Origin of the sequence: Methylomonas sp. MK1 (assembly GCF_000365425.1) — a bacterium.
Lineage (GTDB): Bacteria > Pseudomonadota > Gammaproteobacteria > Methylococcales > Methylomonadaceae > Methylomonas.
The window spans coordinates 610,576-636,452 of sequence record NZ_AQOV01000001.1 but is presented as its reverse complement, the minus strand read 5'-3'; the positions used below and the strand labels follow the sequence as shown (position 1 = coordinate 636,452).

Sequence of the window (25,877 nt, the reverse complement as noted above, 5' to 3'; positions counted from 1 at the left end):
GTGTTCACTTAAACAACAAATTTAGAGGTCCAATACCACATCCGAAATTGGTATGGTGCAGCAAATAAAGGTTTCCTCGGGTGACAGAGGGTCGACGAGTTCCAGATAATCGACGGAACCGGAAAGAATTGTTGTCGTGCAGGATTGGCAGGTGCCGGCGCGGCAAGCGAATGGTGGACGCAGTCCGTTGGCTTCGGCCAAATCGAGTAGTGTCCCTTGATCGGCCGTCCATCGAACGGAAACACCGGATTTATTGAAGGTCACGGTGTATTCTGCACCTGCTGCGTCGATTGCGAGCTGGGTTGTATTTTTAGAACGCGCTGCAAAGGCTTCGATATGAATTCGGCTTTCCGGAATTCCCGCGTGTTTCAATATCCCTTCGACTTCGTCCAGAAACCCCAAAGGTCCACACAAGAAAAAGCTTGCTGCCTCTAAATCCAGCTCTGTCAGCAGCTCCTCGTCTATGCGGCCTTGTTTCGTGTATTCCGACGGCCCAGCTTCGAACGCGGTTTCGGCTAGAAAAATCGCCTTCAGATGGCGGTGCATTTTGCAAAGCGCTTCGATAGCGTGTGCTGGAAGCAACGTTCACTATCGTTACGGACGGCATAAACCAGCGTGGTCTCGCACTGCGAAGCGGCGGCGTGTTCAAACATGGCAAACAGCGGCGTAATGCCAACGCCGCCGGCGAATAGCACGCGAGGCGAGTCGTCGGTTTCCTCGATAAAGAAGCGCCCACCGGGCGCCTTGACCTGCAGTTCGTCGCCGACTTGCACAGAATCGTGTAAATAACGCGACATTGACGCGCTTTGATTTTTTTCCTCAATAGCCTGCATTCGTTTGACCGTTATTCGGAAAGTATTGGCAACCGTCTGGCATGAAGACAGCGAATAGGGTCTAACCAGCGCACCGTGCTCCGGGAGTTTCGCGCGTAGTGAAATATGTTGTCCCGGCAGGTACGCTGGTAATTCCGCGCCGTCGTTCGGTGTTAAATATAACGACAAGATGCCTGCAGCTTCCGTTTTGCGCTGTGTTACGGTAAAGGCCTTGAAGCCGGACCACCCCTTGCCTTGGCGGGCCAGCGTCAGCGCCGAAGCACGCTTGCTCAGCAACGCTTGCCATTCCGGCGATAAATCCACGGCATTTCGCGCAAATTTCAGCGCCGCCAGCGTCGTATTCGGATCGTAACAAGCGCGAACGAACTCGCGGATCGTCGGCGATGGCGTGGAAACGGGTTCGTGTATCAAGCGATCGCCGGCCGTCACGGTCCCCGCATGCAATACCCGCGCATAAAACCCAACCCGGCCGTCTTCCAAAAACGTTTTTGAAAATCCTGGGTCTTCCTTGAGCGTCATCGCCAATTTAAAGCAGGATATGCGCGGCTCGCTGATTTGCATCACTAACTTCCCGCAAATCAAAAGATCGCCGATACGGATGGTGTCTTCGGTCAGATTGTCTACCGTCAGGTTTTCTCCAAAGGTACCCGACGTCAGTTTTCTCCCCAAAAAGGACTCCCAATAGGCATATCCTGGCAATCCGTAAATATATACGGCTTTATGCGAGCCACCGTGGCAGCGTAAATCGGCTTGCTCGTCGTCTTCTACGCCGTTCGTGCCGATGTGAACCAAGCCGCTGACCGCTAGCTTAAAAATACCGGTCGGCACGGTTTTACCTTTAAAAACGACGTTCGTGACTTTACTCACGTTGATGGAAGTAATACAGGCGTCAGCCGACTGGTTCGGCTGGCGCTGGCCGGTAAATTCGGCATGCGGATTCATTTTGTATCGGTTGGTCATGGTTTAGCCTTCGGTTGAATTGACAATTGATTCATGTCGAGCGGCATCCTTATCGGCGTCGCCGATAAGCTTGGTGTTCGGGCATGGAAGCGGCTCAATTACGCCAAATAAAGTATCACGAATATAAAAAAAAGTAATACTTTTTTCTAACCTATTGCCTCGGTTTTGATTCTTGTAATAGCCGACACATACCAGTCAGCATGCAGGTCTGACCGGAGCGCAGACAAAGAGCGGCGTGGATGCGTGGAAAAATTTGTCGCTTCAGATTTGTGATTTCTATATTGAGGAAGTATCCCGGAGCGTCGACAACAGCGCAGGATCGAGCAAGTGCGTTAGAAATCGTTGCTCAGGGCCATTTTGGGCTCAGAACTGATTGGTTGCAGGATTTAGTTGTTGGTGAAAAAGGCGGCATGATAGCTAACTTTGCCTGGCGGATAACCTGAGCCGAAGGAAAGTGCCAAGAAGAACTCTTGGGGAATGCCGGGTAGCATAAAGCCCGGGACTGTTGGAAAAGCCAAAGCGCTTGTAGAACGACGGTTCGCCGAGTAATACGCAACCATCGGCGCCAAGTTCGCGCAACTGCGACAAACCATGTTCAATAAGAGCTCGGCCAATGCCTCGTTTTTGAACTGATGGAAGTACCGATACAGGCCCAAGGCCAAACCAACCAGACGTCCCATCTGAAATAGTGACAGGCGAAAAGGCGATATGGCCAACCACTTCATTAGACTGTTCAGCCACCAACGAGATGGTGAGAACATTGGCCTCACGCAAAGCGCGGATGATTAAGTGTTCGGCATGACTGCTGTGGGGATGCGACGCAAACGCTTGGTGAGTAATTCCCTCAATCGCGTTTTCATCGCTTTTACGCTCGGAACGGATAACGAGTGGCATGTTTTGAAAGGTGACATAATTCAGTCCGAGCCGATTATATGAGTGACTTGGAATCCCGATGCGACATCAAGAACTTAGCATGATACTCAGCCTGTTCAGCGGATGCAATCTACGCTAGTCTTTAATGGCGGTGTCGTGAGCAGATCCTTAAAACATACCAATTCCCCTCGTAGCAAGCTGTTTCGAAACATAAATCAGCCGATCCGAAGGGAAGAACGAAGAATTTGCGGAAAAACCAGGGGGTTAAACCATTTCATAGAATTTCGCTTATCCGGCAAATTCCAGCGACAATCTGCTCCGGCCTGAACGCCGAGAAACCCAAAACCAAACCGCTGGGCGGCTTACGTTCGATGCCGTAAAACGAAAGCGGTCGTGCTTCAATACCGCCTTGTTTTAAGCGCTGGGTTACCTCGACGTCATCGAACCCTTCCGGGAGGTATGCACAGGCATCGAGTCCGGTGGAAATCGGGCAAACGTCGAGCAGACCTTTCAACTGGTTATCGCAGGCGGTAATAAACGTTTCGGCGCGTTCCTGGTAGATTATCTTCATCCGTCGCAAATGTCTGGCGTAGTGGCCTTCGGCAATAAATTCGCTCAGCACCACTTGGGCTTCCAGTCCGACATGGCGGCAGGTCAGGCTCATTGCCGACGCAAGCGGTGTTAGCAGCCACTTCGGTACCACTGCATAAGCCAAACGGATACTCGGAAACAACAGTTTGCTGAACGTGCCCATATAGATTACCCGGTCAGTGGCATCTAGACTTTTGACTGGTGCCATCGGAGTACCGTGGAAGCGGAATTCGCCGTCGTAATCGTCTTCGAGTACCGTCGTTTGATGGTGCTCTGCCCATTCTAGTAGCGCGATTCGGCGCTCAAGACTCAGCGCCGGGCCGATCGGCGATTGGTGGGCGGACGTCACGTAGGCCAGTTTGGCGTATGCTGTCTTTTGAATTGCCGCTTCGATATCCATGCCGTTCGAATCAATCGGTACGGCATGCACCCGTGCACCGACGGCAGCAAACAAGGTTTTCGCGCCGGGATAGCCGGGGTCCTCCATCCACACCGTATCGCCAGGATCGAGCAGCAAGCGTGCGCACAAATCCAGGGTTTGCTGGGCGCTGTTGGTGATGATCACTTGCTCCGGTGTGCAGGTAATGCGCTGCGTATACCGTAAATGCTCTGCAATCGAAGCGCGTAACAGATGATAGCCGGTCGGATCAGCGTAACCCATTTTCCGCGGACGCAAGGCATTCGCACGTTTGGAGGCAATACGGTTCCAGATATTCAACGGAAAGTGCTCGAAATCCGGTTGATTGGGTTTGAACGGAACGGGTGCCGGCTCGGCCGCACCGTAAAAGAATGGGCTGTCCGCCAGTACTCGACCCAGTTGCGATAGCCTGCCTTTTGCCGAAACTGCGGCGCGGTTTTGTGGGGCGGGTGCACTATCCAGACTATCCGGCAGTTTGGCTGAGACAAACGTGCCTTTGCCAGTATGGGACGCAATATAGCCTTCCGCCAATAATTGTTCATAGCCCAAAACCACCATGCTGCGGGAAACACTGTAGTGTTTGGCAAAATCGCGGGTAGTGGGCAGTCTGGCCTTGGGTTTCAAACGGCCACTTAAAATAGCCAAGCGTATCTCGCTGTAAATCCAGTCTTTGATCGAGCATTGCGCTGGTTTCGCTGCAATGGAAAGTTCAATCTGTTCCGCTAGCCTCACGATTCTTTTTCGGTAAATTGGTTTGGTAATTTTTTCACTTATTGGTATTTTTATTAAACCATTCGATTGGCGAGAATAGCACCAATTTCACTTGACCGACAGTATTAGGAGTAGCTCATGACCAAACGCTTCAGCTATCAAACCAGCGGCTATCAGGCCATGTACGGTTTGCATCATTACATACAGGACTGCGGGCTTGATCACGGCTTGCTCGAACTGATACGGCTGCGCATCTCGCAAATCAACGGCTGCGCGTATTGCATCAATATGCATGCGCCATTGGCGCAACAGAACGGCATATCTATAACCAAGGTCCATTTGGTGGTAGCCTGGAAGGAAGCCAATGTGTTTACCGAACGAGAATTGGCGGCTTTGGCTTGGGCAGAGGCCGTCACGGCGTTAAGGGACGCCGAGGTACCGGAATCCGTCTATCAGCTAGCTAAAGCGCAATTCAGTGAACACGAATTATCAGACCTGACACTTGCGGTAGCCGAAATGAACGCCTGGAACCGGTTAATGATTGCATCGAGAACGCCGCCGGAAATCGGGTAAGCGGAATTCAATGATGCAATCTATAGACAAGATTATTGAAAACGATGACATCGTGGCGGTTTACCCACTGATGAGCATACTTCGTCCCCATTTGCCGGATGCGGCGGCATTTGTAGCCCAAGTGCAACGGCAAGCTCAAGCCGGTTATCATTTGACGGGATTTCGTCATAACCAGCAATGGCAAGGTCTGATTGGGTTTCGTCTGGGCGAAAACCTGCTGTATGGCAAGTTTTTGTATGTGGATGATCTTGTAGTTGAACCACCTAACCAAAACGGTGGTATCGGAAAAAGCTTAATCGAATATGTCAGAAAATACGCTCTGACGTTTGATTGTGCAAATTTGGTGCTCGATACTGGCTTGTACATGCCTTATGCCCAGCGGTTTTATTACCGGCAAGGCTTATTAGCCAAAGGCATGCACTTTGTCGAAAGCCTCAATGGCGTTAGCCATGCCTAGGGTTTTAGTTGTGAACGGTAGTCCGCATGCCTACGCAAGTTCCGGCGGGTCGGTAGTAGAGTTTCTATTGGCGCAAATTCATGCCGTATGGCCAACTGCCGAAGTCGTACACCGACTGCTGTCTGCGCCGGAAATGATTTTGCCGTCGGCGGCCTACGCCACAGCCGTGCTGGATCGAGCTGCTGACGATAGCTCGGCATTTGAGCTATCCGAGACCTTGATTGGGGAACTGGAGTCCTGCGAATTGCTGATCATTGCCACGCCGATGCACAATTTTACGGTGCCAGCCGCGCTGAAAGCCTGGATCGACTATGTATTGCGGATTGACCGTACCTTTGATGCTACGCCGACTGGGAAAATCGGAAGGCTAAATGATCGTCCTGTTTTTGTTGTGCTCACATCCGGCGGTTTTCATCAAGGTGAGCGGGCCAATCAAGCGGATTTCCTCAGCGATTATTTGCGTTACGCATTGCAGACGGTTGGCCTCAATTCAATACAATTTGTTTACTTGCAAGGCATGGCATATGGGAAAGATGCCGCAAGCTTGGCAATTGACGCAGGTATTGAGCGCATCCGATCGCTGATTCCTGAGCTATTGAACCGGCAGGAGAGAAGTAGTACTAGCGTTTAATGGCAATGAAGTTGCCATCCCGTTTGTGCCGAGTCGTTGATGGAAGATTGTCGGCACATATCTTCAAAAGCTTATAACGCTTTAGACGGTTAAGTAATGCTCCAGATGTTTTGATAGCAAGCTAATTTGAATTTGAAAGCAAGACTCGGAGTGTTCAAGAACTGTGATTTGGGTAAATTAACGGCGCGAATGAACGAAATCCGGAGCCGACATGCCGAACCCGACTGAAACTGACGCTTTGCCCACAGAGAACGATCCTCGTTGGCAAGCCGTGCTGGCCCGCGATCCAGCAGCCGACGGTAGCTTTTTCTACTCGGTCAAAACTACCGGCGTCTATTGCCGACCGTCTTGTCCGGCTCGTACCGCCAAACCGAAAAATGTGCAGTTCCATCTTAGTCGAGACGAAGCTGAAGCGGCTGGATTCCGCCCCTGTCGGCGTTGTAAACCTGATCAACCTGCCTTGCGCGAACTTTATGCCGATAAAGTTTCCGAAATCTGCCGCTTGCTGGAAACAGCGGAAACCGAACCTAGCCTTACCGAGTTGGCGGTTATTGCCGGACTCAGTGCCTTTCATTTTCATCGAATTTTTAAGGCAATCACTGGCTTGACACCTAAAGCCTATGCAGCAGCTCAGCGCAGTAACCGGGTTCGGAATCAACTGGCAAAAAGTCAGTCGGTAACCGCCGCCATCTATGATGCCGGTTATAACTCCAACAGCCGGTTTTATGAAAAATCGCCGCAGCTGTTAGGTATGACGCCATCCGACTATCGTGCCGGCGGCACCAATAGCCGAATTCGGTTTGCCCTGGGTGAATGCTCACTGGGTTCTATTCTGGTGGCGGCCAGCGACATCGGAATTTGTGCCATTGCGTTAGGCGACGAGCCGGACCGCTTAGCCAGGGAGTTACAAGACCGTTTCCCTCGGGCTGAACTGATCGGCGGTGACAACGAATTCGAACAATGGGTTGCCAAAGTGGTCGGTTTTGTTGAAGCCCCCGCCATCGGCTTGGATTTACCGCTGGATATGCGAGGTACTGCATTTCAACAGCGGGTTTGGCAAGCATTGCTGCAAATCCCGGTGGGCGAGAAAGTCAGTTACACCGATATTGCCCAACGCATTGGCGCACCGAAGGCAATGCGCGCGGTGGCCGGCGCCTGCGCGGCCAATACCTTGGCGGTCGCAATTCCCTGTCACCGGGTCGTCCGCTCGGACGGCGGTTTGTCCGGATATCGTTGGGGAGTGGAGCGTAAAGCGGAGTTGTTGCGGCGGGAGAGTCAAGCATGAGCACCGGTATTTTCTCATGTAGGCTGCCACTTCCTACGAATTACCGGTTGCAGGATATTCTATCTTTTCATGTCCGCGATACCTTGGCCGTTTCAGAATCAGTGGAGGCCAACCGGTTACGTAAAGGGATATTGTGGCACGGATCAACGGCCTGTTTGTCTTTGCGGTTTTTACCCCAGTGGGTTGAAATTGAATTGAACATCAATGATACGCCGGAATCATTCGAAGTCGACGAATTATCCGAGCTGGCAGTTCGAATGCTTGGATTAAATCAGCCCATTGACGTTTTTGAGGAAAGTGTTGGTCAACATCCGCAGCTAGGGTTGTTGATCAACAAGCAATCGGGATTGCGGGTACCGGTCGCGCCGACTGTATTTGAAGCCCTAAGTTGGGCAATCACCGGACAGCAAATCAGCGTTGCCGCCGCCATTTCGATAAGGCGTAAGTTTATTCAATTGATTGGGTTACAACATTCCAGCGGCTTGTATTGCTATCCGGATGCACGGCATGTAACGGCTTTAAGCTTAGTCGGCTTGCGCCAGGCCGGATTTTCACAAAGCAAAGCACAAACTTTGCTGATGGTTAGTCAGATGATGGTGTCCGGTGAATTAGAATTGCATGACGCTCAAAAAGAGCCGCCGATAGAACAAATTCGTCAACAATTAATGAAGATTCGCGGCATTGGCCCTTGGACCGTCAATTACGCACTATTACGCGGCTATGGATGGTTGGACGGTTCACTGCATGGCGATGCCGCAGTTCGTCGTGGATTACACCTGTTATTGAACTCTGTTGAGCCGATGGATGAAAACCAAACCCGGCAATGGTTGGAAAAATTCACGCCCTGGCGGGCTTTGGTCGCTGCACATTTATGGGAACTGATTTCCAGTGGCGGGTAAAGACATGGATGATTTCAAAAAACTGCAAACACTATCCTGGCCGTCCCTATGCCAAGACCTCGATAACCAAGGTTATGCCGTCATTGACCGATTACTGTCGCCGCAACTTTGTCGGTCTTTAGCGGGACTTTACGACAATGATTTACTGTTCCGAAGTCGCGTCATCATGGCAAGACATGGTTTCGGCAGCGGCGAATACCGGTATTTCCGTTATCCGCTACCGGATGTTATTGCTGAATTGCGTCGCGCGCTATACGCCCCGTTGGTAGACATCGCCAATCGCTGGCAGTGTGCAATGGGTTTGGAACCACATTTTCCGGCAAACCATGCTGACTTCGCCGTCTATTGCCATCAGCTAGGACAGTGTAAACCTACACCGCTGCTACTTTGCTACCGGCAAGACGATTACAACTGTCTTCATCAAGATTTGTACGGCGACTGCGCGTTTCCGTTGCAAGTCGTGATTTTGCTTTCAGAACCCAATGCCGATTTTACCGGCGGCGAATTCATTCTGACTGAACAACGGCCACGCAGGCAATCACGTGCGGAAGTGGTGCCGTTAGAGCAGGGCGATGCAGGCATATTCGCCGTGCAGCGCCGCCCTCTACAGGGTAGTCGTGGTTATTACCGCGTCAATATGCGTCACGGCGTCAGCCGTATCCGTTCCGATCAGCGCTACGCCTTGGGCATTATCTTTCACGATGCCAAATAACGGCATGAATCTACTTCAATCGCAAGAATCGGAGTTTCGAATATCGAATTTATCAGTATTGTCATACCGACTTTCATTCGACGTAGGAGCAGTCGTCATGCGATATTCAACTAAATCCGCTGTTGTAGCCGCTGCTCTGGCGACGATGTTACTGATCCATGTGTCTGAAAGTGTTGGCGGCGAAGAACCTAAGCCAGTCAAGCGATTTGCTTTGACTGCGAAAGAGCGGTTAGGCAGCAAAGCGGCCGACAATCAGCGCGTCAATAATTGCAAGGTGCCGCTGGAACGGCGAGGAGGTAAAATCCGTCCTGAAACTTGCCACTGGGTTAATGTTTTGACGCCGGATCGAAAGTTCCTAATTAACAAGTAATGGAATTAACGCAAATTCACCGCGCTCCGGCGGCGATTGAAACTGGCGAACGACACGTTGTTCGTTCACCGCCTGATCGGCGTATGTGCTTATCGTTCCGGCCCAACGCCAGGCATTGCGGGAGCGTAAGCAATTCAGTTGATTCGCATTGAGAACCCTTTTACCGATTTTCCAACCCGATAGGATGTCCCATGGCACTAAGCTTAATCATAGGTAACAAAAACTATTCGTCGCAAGCGAAAACCGAAATTATTCAGGCGTTCGAAGCATGAAGGCGAAAGTTTGGGCGGCGTTGTTGGCCGTTTATCTGGTGTGGGGATCGACTTATTTGATGATCCGCTTTGTGGTCGAGACGCTGCCGCCATTTTTGTCGGCCGGGTTGCGTTTTGTGGTTTCCGGCGTCATTTTGCTGGCCTGGCGGCGTCTGGCCGGCGATGCCGTGCCGACCTGGCGGCAGTGGCGTTCGGCCGCCATTGTCGGCACCTTGTTATTGCTCGGCGGCAACGGCTTGGTCTGTTGGGCCGAACAAACCGTCCCGTCCGGCGTCGCCGCGCTGATCATCGGCGCCGTGCCTATGTTTCTGGTGATCGCCGACGCGCTCAGGCCTAACGGCGTCAGGCCGACGCTACGCGTACTGGCCGGTCTGCTCATCGGCTTCATGGGAATTTACCTGCTGGTCGGACCGACGGCGTATTCGGACGGTATGCCGTTAAACATGGCCGGTGTGGCGGCGCTTTTGCTCGCCAGTTTGCTTTGGGCCGTTGGTTCAATCTACAGCAAGACCGCGGAATTGCCGAAGACGGCGCTGATGACGACGGGCGCGGAAATGCTGGCCGGCGGATTGGCCTTGCTGGTCGTCAGTGTTCTAAGCGAACAATGGAGTGTCTTCAGCCTTGCCCAGGTATCAGTCGACTCATGGCTGGCCTTGGCGTATCTGATAGGGTTCGGTTCGATGATCGGTTTCGCATCCTACGCCTGGCTGCTGCAGAATGCGCCGATCTCGCTGGTAGCGACTTATGCCTACGTTAATCCGCTGGTGGCGGTTTTTTTAGGCAACTGGTTCGCGCAAGAACCGCTGACGCCGCGCATCCTGAGCGCATCGGCGATCATCATCGGGTCGATCGTATTCATGAACAGCGCGCACGGTTCACGGACCAAGCCGGCGACGGTGCGAGGTGTGGGCGAATGATGCACCTCAACTGGCTGACGAAACCATCTCTAGGCTCATCTGTCCACGAACGCTCGCCAGCTCGTCGTCGAAAATAACGGGCATTTCATCGTGTATGATCAACCTGCGGTACTGGTTTGCGAGCTACAGGCGTTTTTGAACACTATTCGAGATGAAATTTATTTGAGCGATATTCGCCGCTCGACACTTTAGTGCCGAAATTGGATGTGCGGAGACTATAAGTTACTTTACTTCAATAGGTTGATCACTGTTCGCTTCCCAGCCGCCGCCAAGGGCTTTATAGAGCGTAACCAGATTCAAGGTGACCGCGCGTTCGCTACGTACCCAGTCATCCTGAGACATATATAACGCGCGTTGCGCATCGAGTAACTCCAGATAACCAGCCCATCCCTTGGCGTAGCGTTGGTTGGCGAGTTCGACGGCCTTTTGATTGGCACTCACTTCCTGTTCCAGCAGCCGGTAGTGTTCCTGCTCTTTCGCGTAGCTTACCAGCGCGGTCTCCACCTCTTCAAATGCAGTGAGAACGATCTTTTGGTAATTCAGCAAAGCCTGGTCTTGAGCCTCTGTCTGGGCGCTGATACTGGCAAGCACCCGGCCGGCATCGAAAATTCGCCATTGCACGGTTGGACCGATAGACCAGGTGCGGCTAGCGGGCAGAAAAAAATCACTGGCGCTGATGCTAGTGGCGCCTACCGATCCGGTGAGTGAAAACTTGGGAAACAGTTCGGCTTTCACCTGACCGATACGGGCCGTTTCGGCGGCTAGTAAGCGTTCGGCCCGCAATATATCGGGGCGGCGAAGCAGCAGGTCCGACGGCAATCCGACCGGGACTTGCGGCGGCGGTGCCGGAATAGCCGCCGTTGCGGACAGTTCTGTATTCAAGGCATCGGGATTTTGAGCAAGCAGCACGCCCAGGCGGTGAATCGACGATTGAACCGAGGTCTCGATGATCGGCGCTTGCGATCGTATGCCCGCAAGTAGCGCCAGCGCGCGTTGCAGTTCTAATTCCGCCGCCGATCCGTGATCGACGCGGCTCCGGGTGATTTTTACCGTTTCTTCCTGGGCCTTAATCTGGTTTTGGAGAATGGCCAGTTGCCGTTGCGCGCCTCGGGTTAACGCGTAATATCGTGCCACCTCGGATAGCAAACTCACCAGCACGTCGCGTCTGCCGTATTCCATCGCGGCCAACTCGGCAGTAGCAGCTTCGATTGCCCGGCGTTTGCCGCCAAAGATGTCGATTTCCCATGTGGCATCGAAGCCGGCCTTGTACACATCGTTTTCAAACGGGATGTTGGATGATTTTGGCAATGATCCCAGGATGGGCTGATTTTCACTTTGTTTTTGCCGGGCATAGGAGCCGGAGGCATTCAGCGTCGGCCAGAAGTCCGCTTCGGCAAAACCCTGTTGGGCTCGGGCTTGACGCACGCGGGACTCGGCGATGCGTAGGTCGAGATTGGCCATGACCGCTCGCTCGATCAGGGAGTCCAATTCGGCATCGTGAAACAGCTTCCACCATTCGCCGACCTGGTCATTTTGGCCGACAATGCTGTCCGAAAGCTTGCCGCTCCATTGCGCGGGTGCATTGGAAACCGGGGGTTGATAGTCCGGGCCGACGGTACAGCCAGCTGCCAGGAGGATGAATAATGCGGAGATCACGGCTTTTGTATTCATATGACTATCCGTTGACGGGTGGTAATTGGGCATGGGCTGGGTTGCCAACAGTTATGCTAAACGTTTGCGGAATAAGTAATTTGCCGCGCTCAATGTCACGACGGCGATGATCAGCAGTGGATACAAGCTATGCAGCAGCGTGACAAAGCCGATGTCCTTGAGGAAAAGCCCCTTCACGATGACAATGAAATGGCGTATCGGATTGATCCAGTCCAGATATTGCAGCCAGACAGGCATGTTATCGACCGGCGAGGCATAGCCGGACAGCAGGATGGCCGGCATCACAAAGCTGAAAACCCCGAGAAACGCTTGCTGCTGCGTGGCGCAAACGGATGAAATCAACAACCCGAATCCGGCCAACGCCAGACAGTAAAAAATCATGCTGCCGTAAAGGAGCAACAGCGATCCCGCAAACGGAACGCGGTAGACAAAAATGGCGCCCAGCAAAATGATCGTCCCCTGCACCACGGCCACCAGAATGGCCGGAATAATTTTGCCGATCATGATCATCCCGGGCGTCAGCGGCGAGATTAGCAGTTGATCAAGCGTGCCTTGTTCGCGTTCGCGCGCGACCGAGAGTGCCGTGACGATCAACGCGTTGATCGACGTGATAATGGCGATCAGGCTGGGCAATATATGCCAGACATAGTTCAGATTGGGATTGAACCAGTGACGAACAACCAGGGACGACGGCGCTTTCTTTTGCTGCAATTTAAACCGCTCGTTGCTGTAGTCGTTGACGATTTGTTGGACGTAGCCGAGGGCGATATGGCCGCTGTTGGAGCGGCGACCGTCGAGTATGGCTTGAATTTTCGGCGGACGGCCTGCCGCGATATCGCGCGAAAAATCCGGCGGAAAACGGATCACGATCAGCGCCTCCTGGTTGTCGATGGCGTAGCGCAGCTCGGCTTCGCTGTACAGTGCGAGCAGTTGGCTAAAGGCCTGGGCCTGCGAGAAACGTTGCATCAATTCCGTGGACTCGCGGCCGGAGTCTTCGTTGAAAATCGCCAGCGTATTGTTCCTGACTTCCAGCGTCGCCGCAAAGGGGAACAAGGCCAGTTGCAGGATGACCGGCACGATCAAAACCATGCGGCTTTGCCGGTCTTGCAGCAACATCTCGAGTTCCTTGATGATGAGCGTCAGTATGCGTGAGAACATCATTACTCCAGACGGCGGCGGGTTTTCAGCGCCGTCAAGCCAATGAAGAAGCTGCCGGCAAACACCAGAAACATGCCGCTGTGCAACAAAACCGGTGCAACATTGCCGGCTTGAAACAGTGTCTGGATGGCAGTCACAAAATAGCGGGCCGGTATCAAATAGGTGGCGTATTGAATGATGGCGGGCATGCTGCGGATTTCAAACAGAAAACCCGAGAGCATGAGTGCGGGCAGAAAGGCCGCATTGAGGGCTGCTTGGGCGGCGACGAACTGGTTGCGCAGCACGGTGGAGAGCAACAAGCCCAAGCCAAGACTGCTCGCCAGAAACAGCGAGCCTATCCCCCACAAAATCAGCAGCGAACCACGAAATGGTACGTGCATCATCAAGGCCGCGACCCCGACGCACAGGAACAGCGAAACAATCCCGAGCACGTAATAAGGCAGCAGCTTGCTTAACAGCAATTCGGTCCGGGTAACCGGCGAGGCCAGCAGCGCCTCCATCGTGCCGCGTTCCCATTCCCGGGCCACCACGAGTGAGGTCAGCAGCGCACCGATGACCGTCATGATGATGGTAATCGATCCCGGAATCAGGAAGTTGCGACTTTCGGCGGCGGGGTTAAACCAGAAGCGCGGTTCGATGCTAATGCCGGGTGGCGGCAGTTCGCCGCGTTCGCCGGCACGTTGTTGCATCCAGCCAATCCAGGCAGCGGTCACATAATTTTGCACGAAGTTGGCGGTGTTGGGTTCCGAGCCGTCCGTCACCACCAACAGCGGCGCGGTGCCGGCCGGTTGTTTAAGTTTTTCGGCAAAATCCACCGGTACCACCACAAAGCCCCGTACCCGGCCTTCGGTCAGCGCCTGCCCGACCTCGGCCTGCGTCTCGGCGCTATGAACGACAAAGTAGGGTGAACCGTAAAGACTGTCCGCAAAATGTCTGGCCTCCGGGCTGGTATCTTCAAGCACCAAACCGATATTCACGGCGGTAGAGTCGAGGTTGATGCCATACCCGAAAATGAACAGCATCACCACCGGCAGAACGAAGGCGATCAGATTGCTGCTGGGATCGCGCAAAATTTGCCAGGTCTCTTTTCGGCAGAGGGCGTGAAGACGACGCAAGGATACGGGGGATTTCATGCCGAGACCTCCGCAGCATGTTGTTGCACTAGGGAAATGAACGCGTCTTCCATCGATGGATCGGGATGCCGAGGGGACACGGTTTGTTCCTTGAGCTGGTCGGGAGAGCCGGCGGCGATGATTTTGCCGCGAAATACCAACGCGATGCGGTCGCAATATTCGGCTTCATCCATGAAATGCGTGGTGACCATGACGGTGACGCCTTTTTCGACGATGCCGTTGATATGGGTCCAAAACTCGCGGCGCGTCACCGGGTCAACGCCGGAGGTGGGTTCGTCCAGAAACAGAATCGCCGGCTGGTGCATGACGGCGCAAGCCAACGCTAAGCGCTGCTTGAAGCCCAGCGGCAGGGTGTCGGGCGTCGTGCCAAGGTATGGTTGTAGCCTGAAGACCTCGATCATGTCCGCCATGGCGGTTTTTTGCCTCGCGCCGCGTAAACCGTAAACGCCGGAGAAGAACTTCAGGTTCTGTTCAATCGTCAGATTGCTGTACAGCGAAAATTTCTGCGCCATGTAACCCAGGCATTGACGTGCTTCGCTGCCGCTGGTTTTTAGATCGATGCCCATGACGCGAGCCGTACCCGAGGTAGGTGTCAGCAGTCCGCACATCATGCGGAACGTCGTCGATTTGCCGGCGCCGTTAGGCCCGAGCAGGCCGAAGATTTCCCCGCGTTTGACCCTGAAGTTCACCTGGTCGGTCGCGGTGAAGTCGCCGAAGCGCTTGGTTAACGCCACCGCTTCGACCACGGTTTCATCATCTCCTGGCACCGGCTGCAAACGTTGCGCCAGAACCGAATCGCCGCCCGGGCCGCCCCCGAGAGCTTCAATAAACGCATCTTCGAAGCGGGGCGCGACAGGCACGAGTTCCGCCTCGTCGCCGGCATCGAGTTCCTTGAGGTTGGGACGGTCTGCACCTTCGCGGAGCACTAGTCGAACGGCGTGACCTTGAATGACCCCATCCGAGACTTCGGGCTGGCGCAACGCTCTAGCGAGCAATTGCCGGCGGTTGCCGGTTATCTGCCTGATTTGCAGGCTGCGATCATGAATACGCTGAGTGAGATCTGCCGGCTTGCCGGAGAAGATCAATTGTCCGTCATTCATCAATAGCACTTCCGCGCATAATTCGGCTTCGTCCAGATACGCCGTGCTCCACACAACCGTCATGCCCTGGGAAATCAGTTCATGGACCATCTTCCACAATTCGCGGCGCGAAATAGGATCGACGCCCACGCTCGGCTCGTCCAGCAGCAGCAACCTGGGGCGGCCCAACAACGCACAGGCCAGCCCGAGTTTCTGTTTCATGCCGCCGGACAGTTTTCCGGCCAATCGGCTGGTGAACCGGGCAAGATCGGTAAATGCCAGTAGGCGCTTGAAGGTGGCGACGCGCTCATCGCCCATCAAATCACGCAGATCGGCGTGGAGCTCGAGATTTTCGATCACCGACAAATCTTCATAGAGGCCGAATTTTTGCGGCATGTAGCCGATGAAGGCGCGCAGCTTATCCGCGTCGCGAATCGGGTCGCAACGGTCTACGGAAAGGCTGCCGGAAGTCGGTGCCAGCAATCCGGCCATCAGCCGGATGAGCGTGGTCTTGCCGGCCCCGTCCGGCCCTACCAAACCGGTAATCTGCCCCGGCTTTAACACAGCCGAGACGCCTGCTAATGCAGGCTTGACCGAGTGCGGAAATGTTTTCCGTACTGAGTCGAGTATGACCAGGCCATCGCTCATGACGGGGCGGAGGTGCTCAGCGTGCTTTCGTCTAAGTTGACGGTGACCGGCATACCCTGACGCAACCCGTCATCGGGATTATCAACGACAATCCGTAACCGGTAGACGAGCGTAGTGCGTAGTTCCGCGGTTTCTACGGTCTTTGGGGTAAATTCGGCACGCGGGGAAATATAGCCAATCTGACCCCTATAAGGTTTCCCGCCAACGGAATCGGTGCGGATTTCAACCTTCATGCCCGGATGGATGCGGCCCAGGTCGGGTTCATGGACATAGGCGCGCACCCAAACCGGAGTCACCAGGGAAAGCGTGAATACCGGCGTGCCTGATTGCAAGATGGCGCCTGCCTCTTGTGCCCGGGTGAGAATGACGCCATCGACCGGCGCGGTTAACACCGTATCTCGCAACTGCAAACTGGCAGTGGCCAGTGCGGCTTCGGTTTGCGCAAGATCGGCTTTGGCTTGGGAAATATCCTCGCTGCGAAACCCGGCTTCTAGGAGCGCCAGATTATCGCGCGCGGATTTGAGTCTTGCCTGGGCTTCTTGGTGGTTGGCCTCGGCATTGTCGCGCTCCTGAATCGAGACGCCTTTGTCGGCCAATAATTCTTCGGCCCGATTGAATAAGCGTTCGGCGTTGACGGCAGCGGCTTCGCGCTCGCGGACCAGCGACCGGGCTTGTGCTATTTCTTGCGGACGATTGCCGGTTTCCCGCAACTTCAGGCGCGCCCGCAACGAATCAACCTGAGCCTGGGCTCCGGTGAGCTGATTGCGATAAGGCTCGTCGTCCAGCCTGGCCATCACCTCGCCGGCTTTGACCTTGTCGCCTTCGTCATAAAGCAGTTTACTCAGCTTGCCGGGAACACGAAAACCGAGGGTGACTTCGCGTATATCCACGTTGCCGTAAAGGGTCAGCGTGGTCTTATTTTCGCCGCGGTACGTGCGATAAACCCAGCTTGCACTTCCCGCAATAATTAGCAAAACGATGATAAAGGAGATGGTCTTTTTCACAATGATGCCTCATCAATGATCTGTGTTAGCAACAGTCGAAGCCCCGCCAAATCCTGCTCCGAGGGATGCAGGATGCCGAAAATTTTCCAATATTTGAGTCCGTCCAGGGCGGCAAGCACCAGCCAACTTCGATCCGCCGGAAAGCCGTCGTCCAGCATGCCTTGATGCACACCCTGAAAAAAATTCTGTATCGGCTCCAACATTTTCGGATTGCTGGATGCCGCGCCCAATAACGGGCCGGCCACACCTTGCAGCCGGGGAGCCAGGGAACCCTCGGTATCCAACAGCATATGCAACAACGCCCTGGTGTGTCGCCCTTGTCCAGGAGGCTCGTTGGCTAAATCCGCCGCGAACCTTTCCTGGACGATGGATGCGATGCGCGTAACCATGCCCCGCACGACGGCATCTTTCGAAGGGAAATGATAAAGGAGCCCGCCTTTGCTGATACCGGCTCTCGCGGCAACGGCCTCCAGGGTCATCGAATTGACGCCTTGCTCTATCACGACGGCTTCGGCTGCATCAAGCAGGCGTTCGCGGGTATTGGTTTTTTGAGTTTGTTTCATGGAGTCATAAACTATACCGTCCAGACGGTATAATCAATAGCCGAAAACACATACTGAAAAATGGAGTGTTATCCGGGATATTTCTGTGGGGGATTCAAGGTAGCTATGAAACCATCCGTCGGCTTTAAAAACACTCTGGACTTGACTTGCCAAATCCATTGCCGTCTTAGCGCCGGTTGATTCGAATACTACGCAGGCATTTGAAGCGTTGCCCCCGGCAGCCCACGGTGTGTCAACAGAAGGCCGGTAAATCTGTACCCGCATTCAATCAACATAGTCATTTCGATTAACGAAAGCGCTGGCAGGGCGTTTTTGGCATTGTTAATCTGCGTCCATGGGCGTTTTCGAAGAACCTTCGCCTCGCTGTTTTCGAAACAACCGCTTGTCGGCTTGTCTGCGTCCGGATCATCCGCAATCAGTTCGTACCATGATATTGATGCATAACTCGCCGGAAATGAGCCGTCCCTGGTTCGAACAACTGGAACAAGGCGTTCGCACCGGTCAGGTGCCGTTCGAATCGGTTTACGGCCAGCCGTTCTATACCTACATGGACCGGCACGCCGACTTCAATGCGCTGTTCGCCCAGGCCATGGACAGCGTCGAAGCTTTGACGGGAGACCATTTCGCCACCGACTTCGACTGGCGGCGTTTTCGCCGCGTCATCGACGTTGGTGGTTCCAAAGGCAGTAAAGCGTTGACGATATTGAAACGCCACCCGCACCTGACCGCAACGGTGTTCGACCGTGCCACCGTAGTGGAAGTGGCGGGTGAATATTGGGCCGGCAATGTCGAGCCGGCGTTGCCGGCCCGCCTGCAATTTCAGTCCGGCGACCTGTTGACTGCTGCGCCTACTGCACGGGATGACGGCGACGTTTATCTGCTTAGTGCGGTGTTACATGGCATGGGCGACGCCGACTGTATTCAGTTGTTGCGCAATCTGTCCAGTGCTAGTACCGGTAGCGGCGCCAGGGTGGTGATTCTGGAACTAGTGTTGGCTGACAGCGGAACCGATTTGGCGGGTGCCAGTTTTGATATGCAAATGCTGATGGCAACGCGAGGCCGCGAACGGACCTTGCGGGAATGGCGGAGATTGTTCGATCATAGCGGTTGGCGCTTGGAGGAGCGAGTTGAATTGGGGGGAATAGGAGAGATATTGCTGTTGCAGCAAAGCGATTTTCTAAGTCCGCAATTTGACGGTTGCTATGAATAGAATGGACAACGGCTGGTTGGTGTCGGGATTGCTAGGTTCGCGGATTTCGGTTAGCTCGAAGCCGTTGCCGACGAATAAACCCACCCAGCTGGCTAGGGTTCGGAAATACCAAGGCGGCGGGTCGATAAAGTCCCGATTGAATCCCTGCCATGAACCGATACGCCAGCCGTCCCTATAAGGCTGGTCGCCGCAGGCTGCCAGTGGATGTAAGGTTTGTACGATCAGCTGTCCACTATTGGGTAACAAGGTTCCGAGCGCGGCAAACAGCGTTTCGACCGAGGATTTTCCGAATAAGGAAAAGTTGCACACCAACGTGTCGGCCTGAAACCGGAATTGGCCATGCGTAATGTCTTGGTAAGACGCCAGATAATAGGCCTCCGGGCCGGCTCGGCGAGCTTGTGCGATCAATGCCGGAATGGCATCGACACCAGACGCCAGGATTCCGCGCACGGTTAACGCTCGCACCAGCCAGCCTTCACCGCAGCCGACATCCAGCACCGAGCCCGGTGCAAAATCGGTAATAGCGTCGATGATTGCTTGATCGGTGGCCAGTCTGCGACTGGCGATTTGCTGTTCGCGGATGGCGGTCGTCCAAGGTGTGGCATTTTTAGCCCACGACTCGAGAATGCGCTGGTCGTTGGCTCGGTCGGTTGCGGCGGGAAACGGCTCGTCATTGGCCGCTTGGCGTTTCGATTGATCGGTCATGCCTGCCGCCACCCGCGCCGCCGAGCCACAATCTGTGCCATGACAAGCCCACAGGCCGATGCAATCACGGCTGGAAAAAGCAGCGTGGTTAAGGAATAATGTTCCAACGCCAGGATCGCCAATAGGTTGCGTAGCGCAAACAGGCCGAAAAATCCTGGCGATTCGCTTGTCCGGTTGTGCATAGACTTACACACCGTCGGCCCGAAACCCAGCGCGTAGACTACCGCTCAGAGAGCATCGGCGGTTAGATACCATGTCGGCAAAGCCGATAGGGCCGCCACGAAAAAAACCCAGTCGCTATGGGTAATGGTCAAATCGCCCTGCCGCCGATAGGCAGGGAATGCCACGAAGATGGTGCAGCCACAAATCACCCAGGAGAACAGATGCGGCTGAACGGCGCCTTTAACGATAGCAGGTATATAGGTCAGCAATGTGCCGATGGTCAACGCAATAGCCATGGCACAGAGCACGGGTTTTAACGGCATTTCGATTCAATGTGAAGAGGGCGGATACGCATTTTAATGGGAATTGCCGCGTGTGCCTACCGGTTCGTATTCCGGTGCAAAAATGCAATCAACTTGTACGCTTAAGACATTATGGTTGCACTGATACCAGCGTAAGCACTACTAGCAGGTGCGTTAGTCCGCATCATTTATCTGGCTAGCGACAATAGGAAAAATATTGGTTTTTAGGATAGCAATTATGATCAGGATACCCATTCTGGAGCATGACAGAATAATCACCGCCTAGAAGATATTAGAGATTACTGGAACAATGACTGACCTAGCTATGCAGAGATGTTCTTATAAAGACAGAATGGACCGAGTATGTGACTACATCCGGGACAATCTTGATGAAGATTTATCTGTAGAAAGATTAAGCCGGATTGCCTTATTTTCGAAATATCACTTCCATCGGCAATTTTCTGAGTATACGGGGATTAATGTCTTCAGATTTATCCAGTTGATACGTTTAAAACGAGCATCGTACCAGTTGGCATTTAGCCAAAATCTGCGGATTATCGATATCGCATTTGATGCCAAATTCGAAAATCCGGAATCGTTTGCCCGTGCATTTAAAAAACTCTTTGGCCAGACACCCTCACAATTCAGAAAAAAACCGCAATGGAAGTCCTGGCATGAAAAATATCGGCTACCCATACCCAGAGGAAAAACCAACATGCAAGTAAACATAGTGAAATTTAAAGAAACCAAAGTCGCCGTATTAGAGCACCGTGGGGCGGTTGAGACATTGAACGATTCGGTCGGGGTCTTTATCGAATGGCGCAAGGCCAGCCAATTGTCCCCGGTGAAAACCAGCAATACATACGGACTCGCCTACGACGACCCCAAAATCACGCCCCCTGAAAAATTCAGATTTGACCTCTGCGGCTCAGTCGAAACTGACGTGCCGGCGAATCCGCAAGGTATCCTGACTAAAATCATCCCAGGAGGGCGTTGCGCTGTAATTCGCCATCTAGGCCCGCATGAAGCAATGGACGACAAGATACGTTTTTTATATGGGACATGGTTGCCAGAAAGCAATGAAGAATTACGGGAGTTTCCTTGTTTTTTTCACTATCTGAACCTCTTCCCAGATGTGTCCGAACAGGAGTTGATCACTGATATATATTTGCCTTTAAAAGAAATTTGAATTTTTACATCGTGGCCAAGGGAGGACATAAGGGTTCGGCCCCGGTTCGATTCAAATACGACCAAAAACCTGTCATTTGTATGCCTGCACGGCCGATGGCGCACAAGTGACATACTTAGGTGTTCCACGGCTATGCCGCTGGGTATGCAAACAGGTAGAGGGTATCGGTTTTAATCGAACATTTCCGATACCGGATTGTTGACCTTGTTTTTTGTATATAGAGCCCGATAGTTTCGACAACACGACCTTTTTGAGTCGACTAGACTGATCCAATCCTATCCATTGTTGATTTGGCGACAGCCCTCGCCCGGACGGTTTGGAGGCTAATCACGTCCGCTTTGGCAGGATCTTGGGATTGGGCGAACTGGTGGCGACGCCCTGAGTGCGCATGATGTGTTTGAGCGGGGTTTTGGGCAGATTGTCAGAGATGTCACTGTCTATGATGCGCAGGGCGATCGGTTATTGACGTTACCCAGCACTGGCGGGCCTTATCCTGGGAACCCGTACGGGCCGCAAAATCCGTAAAGTTTTGTGTGGCGATGAACAATCGGAATTTTGTGCTGCGGCCTTTGTTCAAAACTTGAATGAAAGGATCGTTGATGACTTCAGTCGCCTCGTCGACGACACATTCACTGGTCGATCCGAAGCGCCTTATTATCGGCGACAGCAGCCAAATCGGCCAACAGAATCGAGCCAATCGTACTGCCCACTATGCCATCCGATAACGAGTCCAGGCCGATATAAGCGACTTGGTTTTTTTCGATTATGTGTCCGGTATTGGCGATCGGCCGCACATGATCCGCGTCGTGTGGGTTTGTTGGGGCAGCATGCAAACTTGTTAAGGTGTTCGATAAAAAAGAGTGTGTTGTGAAGATCTGGCACCTAAAAGCCAAGGAATTGAGACGATGAGGCGTTTCATTAGTGACAGTATAGGTTTTAGTATAGTAAATTAAGTAAAATATAAAAAAATCCTTATATTTCATGGGTAATACACTTCTGAATCATCGGCGTGTGTTGAATTTTCTCGTCTTGCTTCGTGCCTTGTGTTTTTTGGTTACTCATTTGTCAGTAGATTACGCCTAAGTAGTATTTGTTTGTTTTCTGTTGAGCATAACATTATCGACACTTATCAAAACTTACCTGTAGTTCACCTTTTAGACTGGGTTTTTTCCGGTTAGCCGCGCGCCATCATTCGCTTCAAAAAGCCTATGCCAAAATGCAATTCGACCCCCGTACCGCTAAAGCTTTGCTACCTGGACAGCATATGGCTTTTGATGATTACTCAGGACTGCGTTTGTTTGCCATGGCAAAGGTCAGAACCTGGTTTATAGAAGCACTGTTGATGGAAACCTTCGACAAGTATCGATTGGTCGTTGGTGGTCTATGTCATTCCCATTGGCTATTGTCGCTTGGGAAGCTTTGAAAAACCAGCGCGATTCTGGCAGGGATCCTGCTTTAGAAACAAAGCAAGTGAAATTAGAGGAAAAGCCTACGTTAAAACAATAGGCGGCAAATGCTGAGGACGCTTATGATGCCGGTCGCCTAAACTTGATTGGGTTTTACGACGTTAAGTTACCGATCTGGATGATTGGGAAAAATGGCCTCATTCGCTGAAAATCTTGGAAACGGAGCGTTAGCGAAGTGAAGATTTTTAGTCCCCGATAGCCGTAGCGCCGGGCGGGTTTTCGCAGCGAAGCGGAGAAAACCTGCAAGGCATCGCGACACGGCGTTAAGTCATGCGAGAGCCTAAGTTTCGACCCCTTGTTGGGTCGGAACGAGGTGACGCGGACGAATCGGGGCGCCGCAGGCATAAGCGGTCGCGTAGTTTTTGCCGATTTTTTCCTGCTGGGAAGCTCGAAAAAATCTTTCGGCAAAAATAGCGACTCCCCGAGTGATTGCTATCCGTTGTCGATTGATAGCGTTTGGGATAGCGCACTTTCAGCTTGAGTTGCAGCATCACCTGACGCGTTTTATATCGCCCAACAGCAAATCCTTGCTTTTTCAACTCATTCGACAAGCGGCGTGAACCATAACACTAATTACAAATTATATTCGGGACGTTTGTGTTGGTTGCTCTCGCTCATATTCACCTCAAAAGACGGTATAAAGAGTGTCCTGTGAAGTGTCCGGCATGATTAAACTATTTCATTAGCCGTTGGCCGCAGATAACTGGACGCTTTGTTCGAAATAGTCCCCCTGTACCAACTCGAAGCCGGTATTGCGAGCCAATGCCGCTGTGCGTTTATCGTCGATCTGCAGCATGAAGCTTTGGCTGGCTATGGATCTTGCCAAACTGCTTAACTGTTGGAGTTTTTCCAGAAGTTTATTGTCGCGGATACGGTCCAATTCTAGCGCCGAGATGCCGACGAAGTTGGGTGCCGCACGGGTGATGAGTTCGAAGGCCGATTTTTCCAGCGAGTGATAATCAAACTTCAACGCCAATTGGTAGCCGCGGCGTTGATAGTTGTTCAGGCCTTTTAGCAGCAATTGGTAAAAACCGGCATAAGCGTTGTTTGCAGTCAATGTGATGGCGACATTGGCGGTTTGCAGGCCGCAAGCCACGATCACCTCTTCAAAATAAGCGCCATGATCTTCTTTGACACCGAGAATATGCCGCGGGTCGACTTCCAGAAACAATAATTCGTCGAGATGTGCTTGCGGCAAATAGTTCAGCATATGCACTGCTCGCGACATCCGGTCGAAGTTTATGATGGACTCGACATCGGCCTGTTCGGTCTGGGGCAGGGCCAGGTATTGTTCCAGCTCACTGCTTCCAATGGTCTGTTTGTTGATAGTGGATACGTTCAGTTGCGCGATGTGACCGATAACATTTGCTGTGCGCAAAGTCTGGCGCAGAGGCGATAAGTTGCTGCCTATGCAGATCGGGCCGAATACTCCGTGCACCGCGCCGTTGTCTAGCACAAATGGCCGTAAGCCATTATTGTGTTCCTGCTCCAGTCTATCGTTAAAATATTCGACTAATTGTTGTAAAGGCATGAGTATCTGTCCAGTAAATCCCTAGTAACTGATGGTTTGCTAATAAACGCAAAGGGTAGCGAAACTAACTCATTAAATAAAACGATAATATTTGAAGTTAATATGCCAAGATTAGAAATGCAGGCACTAAGCCAGGCATGCCGTTTTTAGGGAAGTGGTCAAACCCAATCCGACCCGCTGTTCAACATGATCGAATTGGTGTTTCTGTCCATACTTTTAGATGCGGAACTCGTCCAAATAGGGTTCGGACAAGTCCCGGTAAGCCGAGTTGCTGGCTAGAAATGCCTTAAAGCCTCATGGATTTTTGGCGTTCGGGGCAGACGTATTTATTCGCGAACCCGAATTAAATCGTGGCAGCTTTTGCAAGATGCGCCAACTTTGCCGAATTGGGCTTTGATTTCCGCTACGTCGCCGTTAGCCGCCACTTTTTGCAATTCGTTGGCTTCCTTGATGAAAGTCGCTTCGATTTCTTTCACCTCGTCCTGTTTTTCGAAGAATTCCGGTTTCAGACGCGTCGCTTTCCAGCCGGTACCTTTATCGGTGCCAGGGCCGTAAAGGCTGAGTAGGCCGGAATTGGCGACCGCAGCAACCGCATTCGCGGCAGCGATCACCTGATCCTTGTTAAAGGTTTCCGGATGGTCGGCTGCTTGCGCTTTGATTTTCGCCGTATTCCAGCCCAGGAACGAGTACGCGGATTGACGGAAGCGGATCTGGTCTTCCACATCGCCGGCTACAGCCGCCGACGTGACAGCGCCCAGCGCCAGTGCGATTACCAGTTTCAATTTCATGGGGTTAACTCCTTGTGGTGTTGTAGAAAAAGTAACATTTAGGTTTTTGGATTGGCCGTAGCCGTTTGGAAGCTGGCCAAGGGCGCCAGATAATTCACAAAACCGCCGCTCCAAACGCCCCAGACTACCGTCACCGCGATCAACAAAGTGATCACGAAGCGGATCGGGCCGACTGGTTTGATCGGGGAGGGCGCCAAGGATTTAGGCAATTGCTTTTTGCCGGTCAGCATCGCGACAACCAGATTGGTTTTTTTCAGGCGTTGGTACAAGACAATCGCGCTGACATGCACCGCGACCAAGCCCAGCAGGATATTCACTGCAAAAATATGCCAACCGCTGAGTTTATCGCTGACCTCTTTGTCGATGGCATGAAACAGCGGACCTTCAAAAGCAATATCGTCGTTAGCGAACAAGCCGGTGATAGCCAGAAAACTCAACACCGCCAGCAAGGCGATAATCGCTATGGCACCGGCCGGATTGTGGCCGACGCCTTGCCATTCGCCTTTGACGTATTCCACTAGCCGCGAAAAGGTCGGAAAGAAACTGGCGAAACGGGCATGGGTAGTGCCGATGAAGCCCCAGATCAATCTAAATACCAGCAAGCCCAAAATCAAACTGCCGAAGCGAGCATGCCAGTCGGTCAGATTGCCGCCCAGTTTGCCGGTGGCGTAAGCGCCGACCACGGCCACGACCAGCAACCAGTGAAACAGTCGTAATGGCCAATCCCAAATATGTACTTCCACTTTCATTGAAATCCTCCCGATGG

Annotated in this window: 29 protein-coding genes and 1 pseudogene; 12 read left to right on the top strand and 18 right to left on the bottom strand. The window is 52.8% G+C overall.

Features of this window, described 5'->3' with window-relative positions:
• Positions 1-21 precede the first annotated feature (21 nt).
• The 4 genes from G006_RS0102835 to pdxR all read right to left on the bottom strand — a co-directional run bounded on the left by G006_RS0102835 (position 22) and on the right by pdxR (position 4,407).
• A complete protein-coding gene (locus G006_RS0102835) occupies positions 22-546 on the bottom strand; it encodes a flavin reductase family protein (RefSeq protein WP_020481645.1) in 525 nt (174 codons plus the stop codon).
• Positions 531-1,793 (bottom strand): MOSC domain-containing protein, encoded by a 1,263-nt coding sequence (locus G006_RS0102830; protein ID WP_020481644.1) that lies wholly within the window; start codon positions 1,791-1,793, stop codon positions 531-533. The genes G006_RS0102835 and G006_RS0102830 overlap by 16 nt, the downstream gene beginning before the upstream one ends.
• Before the next feature lie 417 nt (positions 1,794-2,210).
• Positions 2,211-2,687 carry a GNAT family N-acetyltransferase gene (locus tag G006_RS26550; protein WP_235048816.1) on the bottom strand — a complete coding sequence of 159 codons (477 nt, stop codon included), beginning with the start codon at positions 2,685-2,687 and terminating at the stop codon, positions 2,211-2,213.
• A gap of 253 nt (positions 2,688-2,940) precedes the next feature.
• The gene (gene pdxR / locus G006_RS0102820; RefSeq protein ID WP_020481643.1) at positions 2,941-4,407 is read right to left on the bottom strand and encodes a MocR-like pyridoxine biosynthesis transcription factor PdxR; all 1,467 of its coding nucleotides are present in this window, start codon (positions 4,405-4,407) and stop codon (positions 2,941-2,943) included.
• Between the two features lie 117 nt (positions 4,408-4,524).
• On the opposite strand from pdxR, the gene G006_RS0102815 reads away from it, so the two are divergent.
• From G006_RS0102815 to G006_RS0102775, 8 genes are all read left to right on the top strand, one after another.
• Positions 4,525-4,959, top strand: a complete 435-nt coding sequence (locus G006_RS0102815; protein WP_020481642.1) for a carboxymuconolactone decarboxylase family protein — start codon at positions 4,525-4,527, stop codon at positions 4,957-4,959.
• A 10-nt stretch (positions 4,960-4,969) separates the two neighbouring features.
• Positions 4,970-5,416, top strand: coding sequence for a GNAT family N-acetyltransferase (locus G006_RS0102810; RefSeq protein ID WP_026146801.1), 447 nt, complete (start codon positions 4,970-4,972; stop codon positions 5,414-5,416).
• Entirely contained in the window at positions 5,409-6,047 is a 639-nt protein-coding gene (locus G006_RS0102805; protein WP_020481640.1) for an FMN-dependent NADH-azoreductase, read from the top strand. The genes G006_RS0102810 and G006_RS0102805 overlap by 8 nt, the downstream gene beginning before the upstream one ends.
• A gap of 211 nt (positions 6,048-6,258) precedes the next feature.
• On the top strand, positions 6,259-7,332 hold the full coding sequence (gene ada, locus G006_RS0102800; RefSeq protein WP_020481639.1) for a bifunctional DNA-binding transcriptional regulator/O6-methylguanine-DNA methyltransferase Ada: 1,074 nt from the start codon (positions 6,259-6,261) through the stop codon (positions 7,330-7,332).
• Positions 7,333-7,526: 194 nt separating this feature from the next.
• Positions 7,527-8,231 (top strand): DNA-3-methyladenine glycosylase family protein, encoded by a 705-nt coding sequence (locus G006_RS0102795; protein WP_235048815.1) that lies wholly within the window; start codon positions 7,527-7,529, stop codon positions 8,229-8,231.
• Between the two features lie 4 nt (positions 8,232-8,235).
• The gene (locus G006_RS0102790; RefSeq protein ID WP_020481637.1) at positions 8,236-8,943 is read left to right on the top strand and encodes a 2OG-Fe(II) oxygenase; all 708 of its coding nucleotides are present in this window, start codon (positions 8,236-8,238) and stop codon (positions 8,941-8,943) included.
• Between the two features lie 97 nt (positions 8,944-9,040).
• Positions 9,041-9,313, top strand: coding sequence for a hypothetical protein (locus G006_RS26840; RefSeq protein WP_152428786.1), 273 nt, complete (start codon positions 9,041-9,043; stop codon positions 9,311-9,313).
• Between the two features lie 268 nt (positions 9,314-9,581).
• Positions 9,582-10,502: an EamA family transporter gene (locus G006_RS0102775; protein ID WP_020481635.1), complete on the top strand. Its 921-nt coding sequence runs from the start codon at positions 9,582-9,584 to the stop codon at positions 10,500-10,502.
• 222 nt (positions 10,503-10,724) lie between these two features.
• Here G006_RS0102775 and G006_RS0102770 read toward each other — a convergent pair whose 3' ends face one another.
• Genes G006_RS0102770 through G006_RS0102745 form a run of 6 tightly spaced genes read right to left on the bottom strand, consistent with a single transcriptional unit; the run spans position 10,725 to position 17,758 of the window.
• The gene (locus G006_RS0102770; RefSeq protein WP_020481634.1) at positions 10,725-12,173 is read right to left on the bottom strand and encodes an efflux transporter outer membrane subunit; all 1,449 of its coding nucleotides are present in this window, start codon (positions 12,171-12,173) and stop codon (positions 10,725-10,727) included.
• Positions 12,174-12,224: 51 nt separating this feature from the next.
• Positions 12,225-13,331 (bottom strand): ABC transporter permease, encoded by a 1,107-nt coding sequence (locus G006_RS0102765; RefSeq protein ID WP_026146799.1) that lies wholly within the window; start codon positions 13,329-13,331, stop codon positions 12,225-12,227.
• Between the two features lie 2 nt (positions 13,332-13,333).
• Positions 13,334-14,464, bottom strand: coding sequence for an ABC transporter permease (locus tag G006_RS0102760; protein ID WP_020481632.1), 1,131 nt, complete (start codon positions 14,462-14,464; stop codon positions 13,334-13,336).
• Positions 14,461-16,191 (bottom strand): ATP-binding cassette domain-containing protein, encoded by a 1,731-nt coding sequence (locus G006_RS0102755; protein ID WP_020481631.1) that lies wholly within the window; start codon positions 16,189-16,191, stop codon positions 14,461-14,463. The genes G006_RS0102760 and G006_RS0102755 overlap by 4 nt, the downstream gene beginning before the upstream one ends.
• Positions 16,188-17,195 (bottom strand): secretion protein HlyD, encoded by a 1,008-nt coding sequence (gene hlyD / locus G006_RS24750; RefSeq protein ID WP_020481630.1) that lies wholly within the window; start codon positions 17,193-17,195, stop codon positions 16,188-16,190. Before hlyD ends, G006_RS0102755 begins: the two co-directional genes overlap by 4 nt.
• Entirely contained in the window at positions 17,192-17,758 is a 567-nt protein-coding gene (locus tag G006_RS0102745; protein ID WP_020481629.1) for a TetR/AcrR family transcriptional regulator, read from the bottom strand. Before G006_RS0102745 ends, hlyD begins: the two co-directional genes overlap by 4 nt.
• A 382-nt stretch (positions 17,759-18,140) precedes the next feature.
• Here G006_RS0102745 and G006_RS24745 point away from each other — a divergent pair, with 382 nt between their 5' ends.
• Entirely contained in the window at positions 18,141-18,968 is an 828-nt protein-coding gene (locus G006_RS24745) for a methyltransferase (protein ID WP_235048814.1), read from the top strand.
• On the opposite strand, the gene G006_RS0102735 is transcribed toward G006_RS24745, so the two are convergent.
• From G006_RS0102735 to G006_RS28735, 3 genes are read right to left on the bottom strand one after another with little or no spacing between them, the layout of a single operon-like run.
• Positions 18,936-19,673 (bottom strand): class I SAM-dependent methyltransferase, encoded by a 738-nt coding sequence (locus tag G006_RS0102735; protein ID WP_020481627.1) that lies wholly within the window; start codon positions 19,671-19,673, stop codon positions 18,936-18,938. The two genes, G006_RS24745 and G006_RS0102735, sit on opposite strands and share 33 nt — an antisense overlap.
• Complete coding sequence (locus tag G006_RS28740) at positions 19,670-19,855, bottom strand: hypothetical protein (RefSeq protein ID WP_020481626.1); 186 nt, start codon at positions 19,853-19,855, stop codon at positions 19,670-19,672. Before G006_RS28740 ends, G006_RS0102735 begins: the two co-directional genes overlap by 4 nt.
• Before the next feature lie 45 nt (positions 19,856-19,900).
• Positions 19,901-20,158, bottom strand: coding sequence for a hypothetical protein (locus G006_RS28735; protein WP_200860419.1), 258 nt, complete (start codon positions 20,156-20,158; stop codon positions 19,901-19,903).
• A gap of 289 nt (positions 20,159-20,447) precedes the next feature.
• Here G006_RS28735 and G006_RS0102725 point away from each other — a divergent pair, with 289 nt between their 5' ends.
• A complete protein-coding gene (locus tag G006_RS0102725; RefSeq protein ID WP_020481624.1) occupies positions 20,448-21,326 on the top strand; it encodes an AraC family transcriptional regulator in 879 nt (292 codons plus the stop codon).
• Positions 21,327-21,756: 430 nt separating this feature from the next.
• Here the strand turns inward: G006_RS0102725 and G006_RS29480 are convergent, their stop codons facing one another.
• A complete protein-coding gene (locus G006_RS29480) occupies positions 21,757-21,903 on the bottom strand; it encodes a hypothetical protein (RefSeq protein ID WP_442785760.1) in 147 nt (48 codons plus the stop codon).
• A 22-nt stretch (positions 21,904-21,925) separates the two neighbouring features.
• Here G006_RS29480 and G006_RS29475 point away from each other — a divergent pair, with 22 nt between their 5' ends.
• Together G006_RS29475 and G006_RS28580 are read left to right on the top strand one after the other, a co-directional pair.
• Positions 21,926-22,051: a hypothetical protein gene (locus G006_RS29475; RefSeq protein WP_442785766.1), complete on the top strand. Its 126-nt coding sequence runs from the start codon at positions 21,926-21,928 to the stop codon at positions 22,049-22,051.
• A gap of 539 nt (positions 22,052-22,590) precedes the next feature.
• Positions 22,591-22,749, top strand: a complete 159-nt coding sequence (locus G006_RS28580; protein ID WP_160167653.1) for a hypothetical protein — start codon at positions 22,591-22,593, stop codon at positions 22,747-22,749.
• Positions 22,750-23,055: 306 nt separating this feature from the next.
• Here the strand turns inward: G006_RS28580 and G006_RS29470 are convergent.
• From G006_RS29470 to G006_RS0102700, 4 genes and pseudogenes are all read right to left on the bottom strand, one after another.
• A pseudogene (locus G006_RS29470) lies at positions 23,056-23,349 on the bottom strand (hypothetical protein); the annotation flags it as partial.
• 125 nt (positions 23,350-23,474) lie between these two features.
• The gene (locus G006_RS0102710; RefSeq protein ID WP_020481621.1) at positions 23,475-24,323 is read right to left on the bottom strand and encodes an EAL domain-containing protein; all 849 of its coding nucleotides are present in this window, start codon (positions 24,321-24,323) and stop codon (positions 23,475-23,477) included.
• Positions 24,324-24,649: 326 nt separating this feature from the next.
• The gene (locus G006_RS0102705; RefSeq protein ID WP_020481620.1) at positions 24,650-25,111 is read right to left on the bottom strand and encodes a c-type cytochrome; all 462 of its coding nucleotides are present in this window, start codon (positions 25,109-25,111) and stop codon (positions 24,650-24,652) included.
• 38 nt (positions 25,112-25,149) lie between these two features.
• Positions 25,150-25,860, bottom strand: a complete 711-nt coding sequence (locus G006_RS0102700) for a cytochrome b/b6 domain-containing protein (protein WP_020481619.1) — start codon at positions 25,858-25,860, stop codon at positions 25,150-25,152.
• Positions 25,861-25,877 lie beyond the last annotated feature (17 nt).

Coding starts and splice junctions, on each gene's coding strand:
- G006_RS0102765 (WP_026146799.1), bottom strand. CDS start 13,331: ATGTTCTCACGCATACTGACGCTCATCATCAAGGAACTCGAGATGTTG.
- G006_RS26550 (WP_235048816.1), bottom strand. CDS start 2,687: ATGCCACTCGTTATCCGTTCCGAGCGTAAAAGCGATGAAAACGCGATT.
- G006_RS0102710 (WP_020481621.1), bottom strand. CDS start 24,323: ATGCCTTTACAACAATTAGTCGAATATTTTAACGATAGACTGGAGCAG.
- G006_RS0102700 (WP_020481619.1), bottom strand. CDS start 25,860: ATGAAAGTGGAAGTACATATTTGGGATTGGCCATTACGACTGTTTCAC.
- G006_RS0102830 (WP_020481644.1), bottom strand. CDS start 1,793: ATGACCAACCGATACAAAATGAATCCGCATGCCGAATTTACCGGCCAG.
- G006_RS0102705 (WP_020481620.1), bottom strand. CDS start 25,111: ATGAAATTGAAACTGGTAATCGCACTGGCGCTGGGCGCTGTCACGTCG.
- G006_RS28580 (WP_160167653.1), top strand. CDS start 22,591: ATGGCTTTTGATGATTACTCAGGACTGCGTTTGTTTGCCATGGCAAAG.
- G006_RS0102725 (WP_020481624.1), top strand. CDS start 20,448: ATGACTGACCTAGCTATGCAGAGATGTTCTTATAAAGACAGAATGGAC.
- G006_RS0102815 (WP_020481642.1), top strand. CDS start 4,525: ATGACCAAACGCTTCAGCTATCAAACCAGCGGCTATCAGGCCATGTAC.
- G006_RS0102810 (WP_026146801.1), top strand. CDS start 4,970: ATGATGCAATCTATAGACAAGATTATTGAAAACGATGACATCGTGGCG.
- G006_RS28735 (WP_200860419.1), bottom strand. CDS start 20,158: ATGCCGTTAAAACCCGTGCTCTGTGCCATGGCTATTGCGTTGACCATC.
- G006_RS0102760 (WP_020481632.1), bottom strand. CDS start 14,464: ATGAAATCCCCCGTATCCTTGCGTCGTCTTCACGCCCTCTGCCGAAAA.
- G006_RS0102755 (WP_020481631.1), bottom strand. CDS start 16,191: ATGAGCGATGGCCTGGTCATACTCGACTCAGTACGGAAAACATTTCCG.
- G006_RS0102735 (WP_020481627.1), bottom strand. CDS start 19,673: ATGACCGATCAATCGAAACGCCAAGCGGCCAATGACGAGCCGTTTCCC.
- G006_RS0102775 (WP_020481635.1), top strand. CDS start 9,582: ATGAAGGCGAAAGTTTGGGCGGCGTTGTTGGCCGTTTATCTGGTGTGG.
- G006_RS0102770 (WP_020481634.1), bottom strand. CDS start 12,173: ATGAATACAAAAGCCGTGATCTCCGCATTATTCATCCTCCTGGCAGCT.
- G006_RS28740 (WP_020481626.1), bottom strand. CDS start 19,855: ATGCACAACCGGACAAGCGAATCGCCAGGATTTTTCGGCCTGTTTGCG.
- G006_RS26840 (WP_152428786.1), top strand. CDS start 9,041: ATGCGATATTCAACTAAATCCGCTGTTGTAGCCGCTGCTCTGGCGACG.
- ada (WP_020481639.1), top strand. CDS start 6,259: ATGCCGAACCCGACTGAAACTGACGCTTTGCCCACAGAGAACGATCCT.
- G006_RS29475 (WP_442785766.1), top strand. CDS start 21,926: ATGACTTCAGTCGCCTCGTCGACGACACATTCACTGGTCGATCCGAAG.
- G006_RS0102805 (WP_020481640.1), top strand. CDS start 5,409: ATGCCTAGGGTTTTAGTTGTGAACGGTAGTCCGCATGCCTACGCAAGT.
- G006_RS0102835 (WP_020481645.1), bottom strand. CDS start 546: ATGCACCGCCATCTGAAGGCGATTTTTCTAGCCGAAACCGCGTTCGAA.
- G006_RS0102790 (WP_020481637.1), top strand. CDS start 8,236: ATGGATGATTTCAAAAAACTGCAAACACTATCCTGGCCGTCCCTATGC.
- G006_RS0102745 (WP_020481629.1), bottom strand. CDS start 17,758: ATGAAACAAACTCAAAAAACCAATACCCGCGAACGCCTGCTTGATGCA.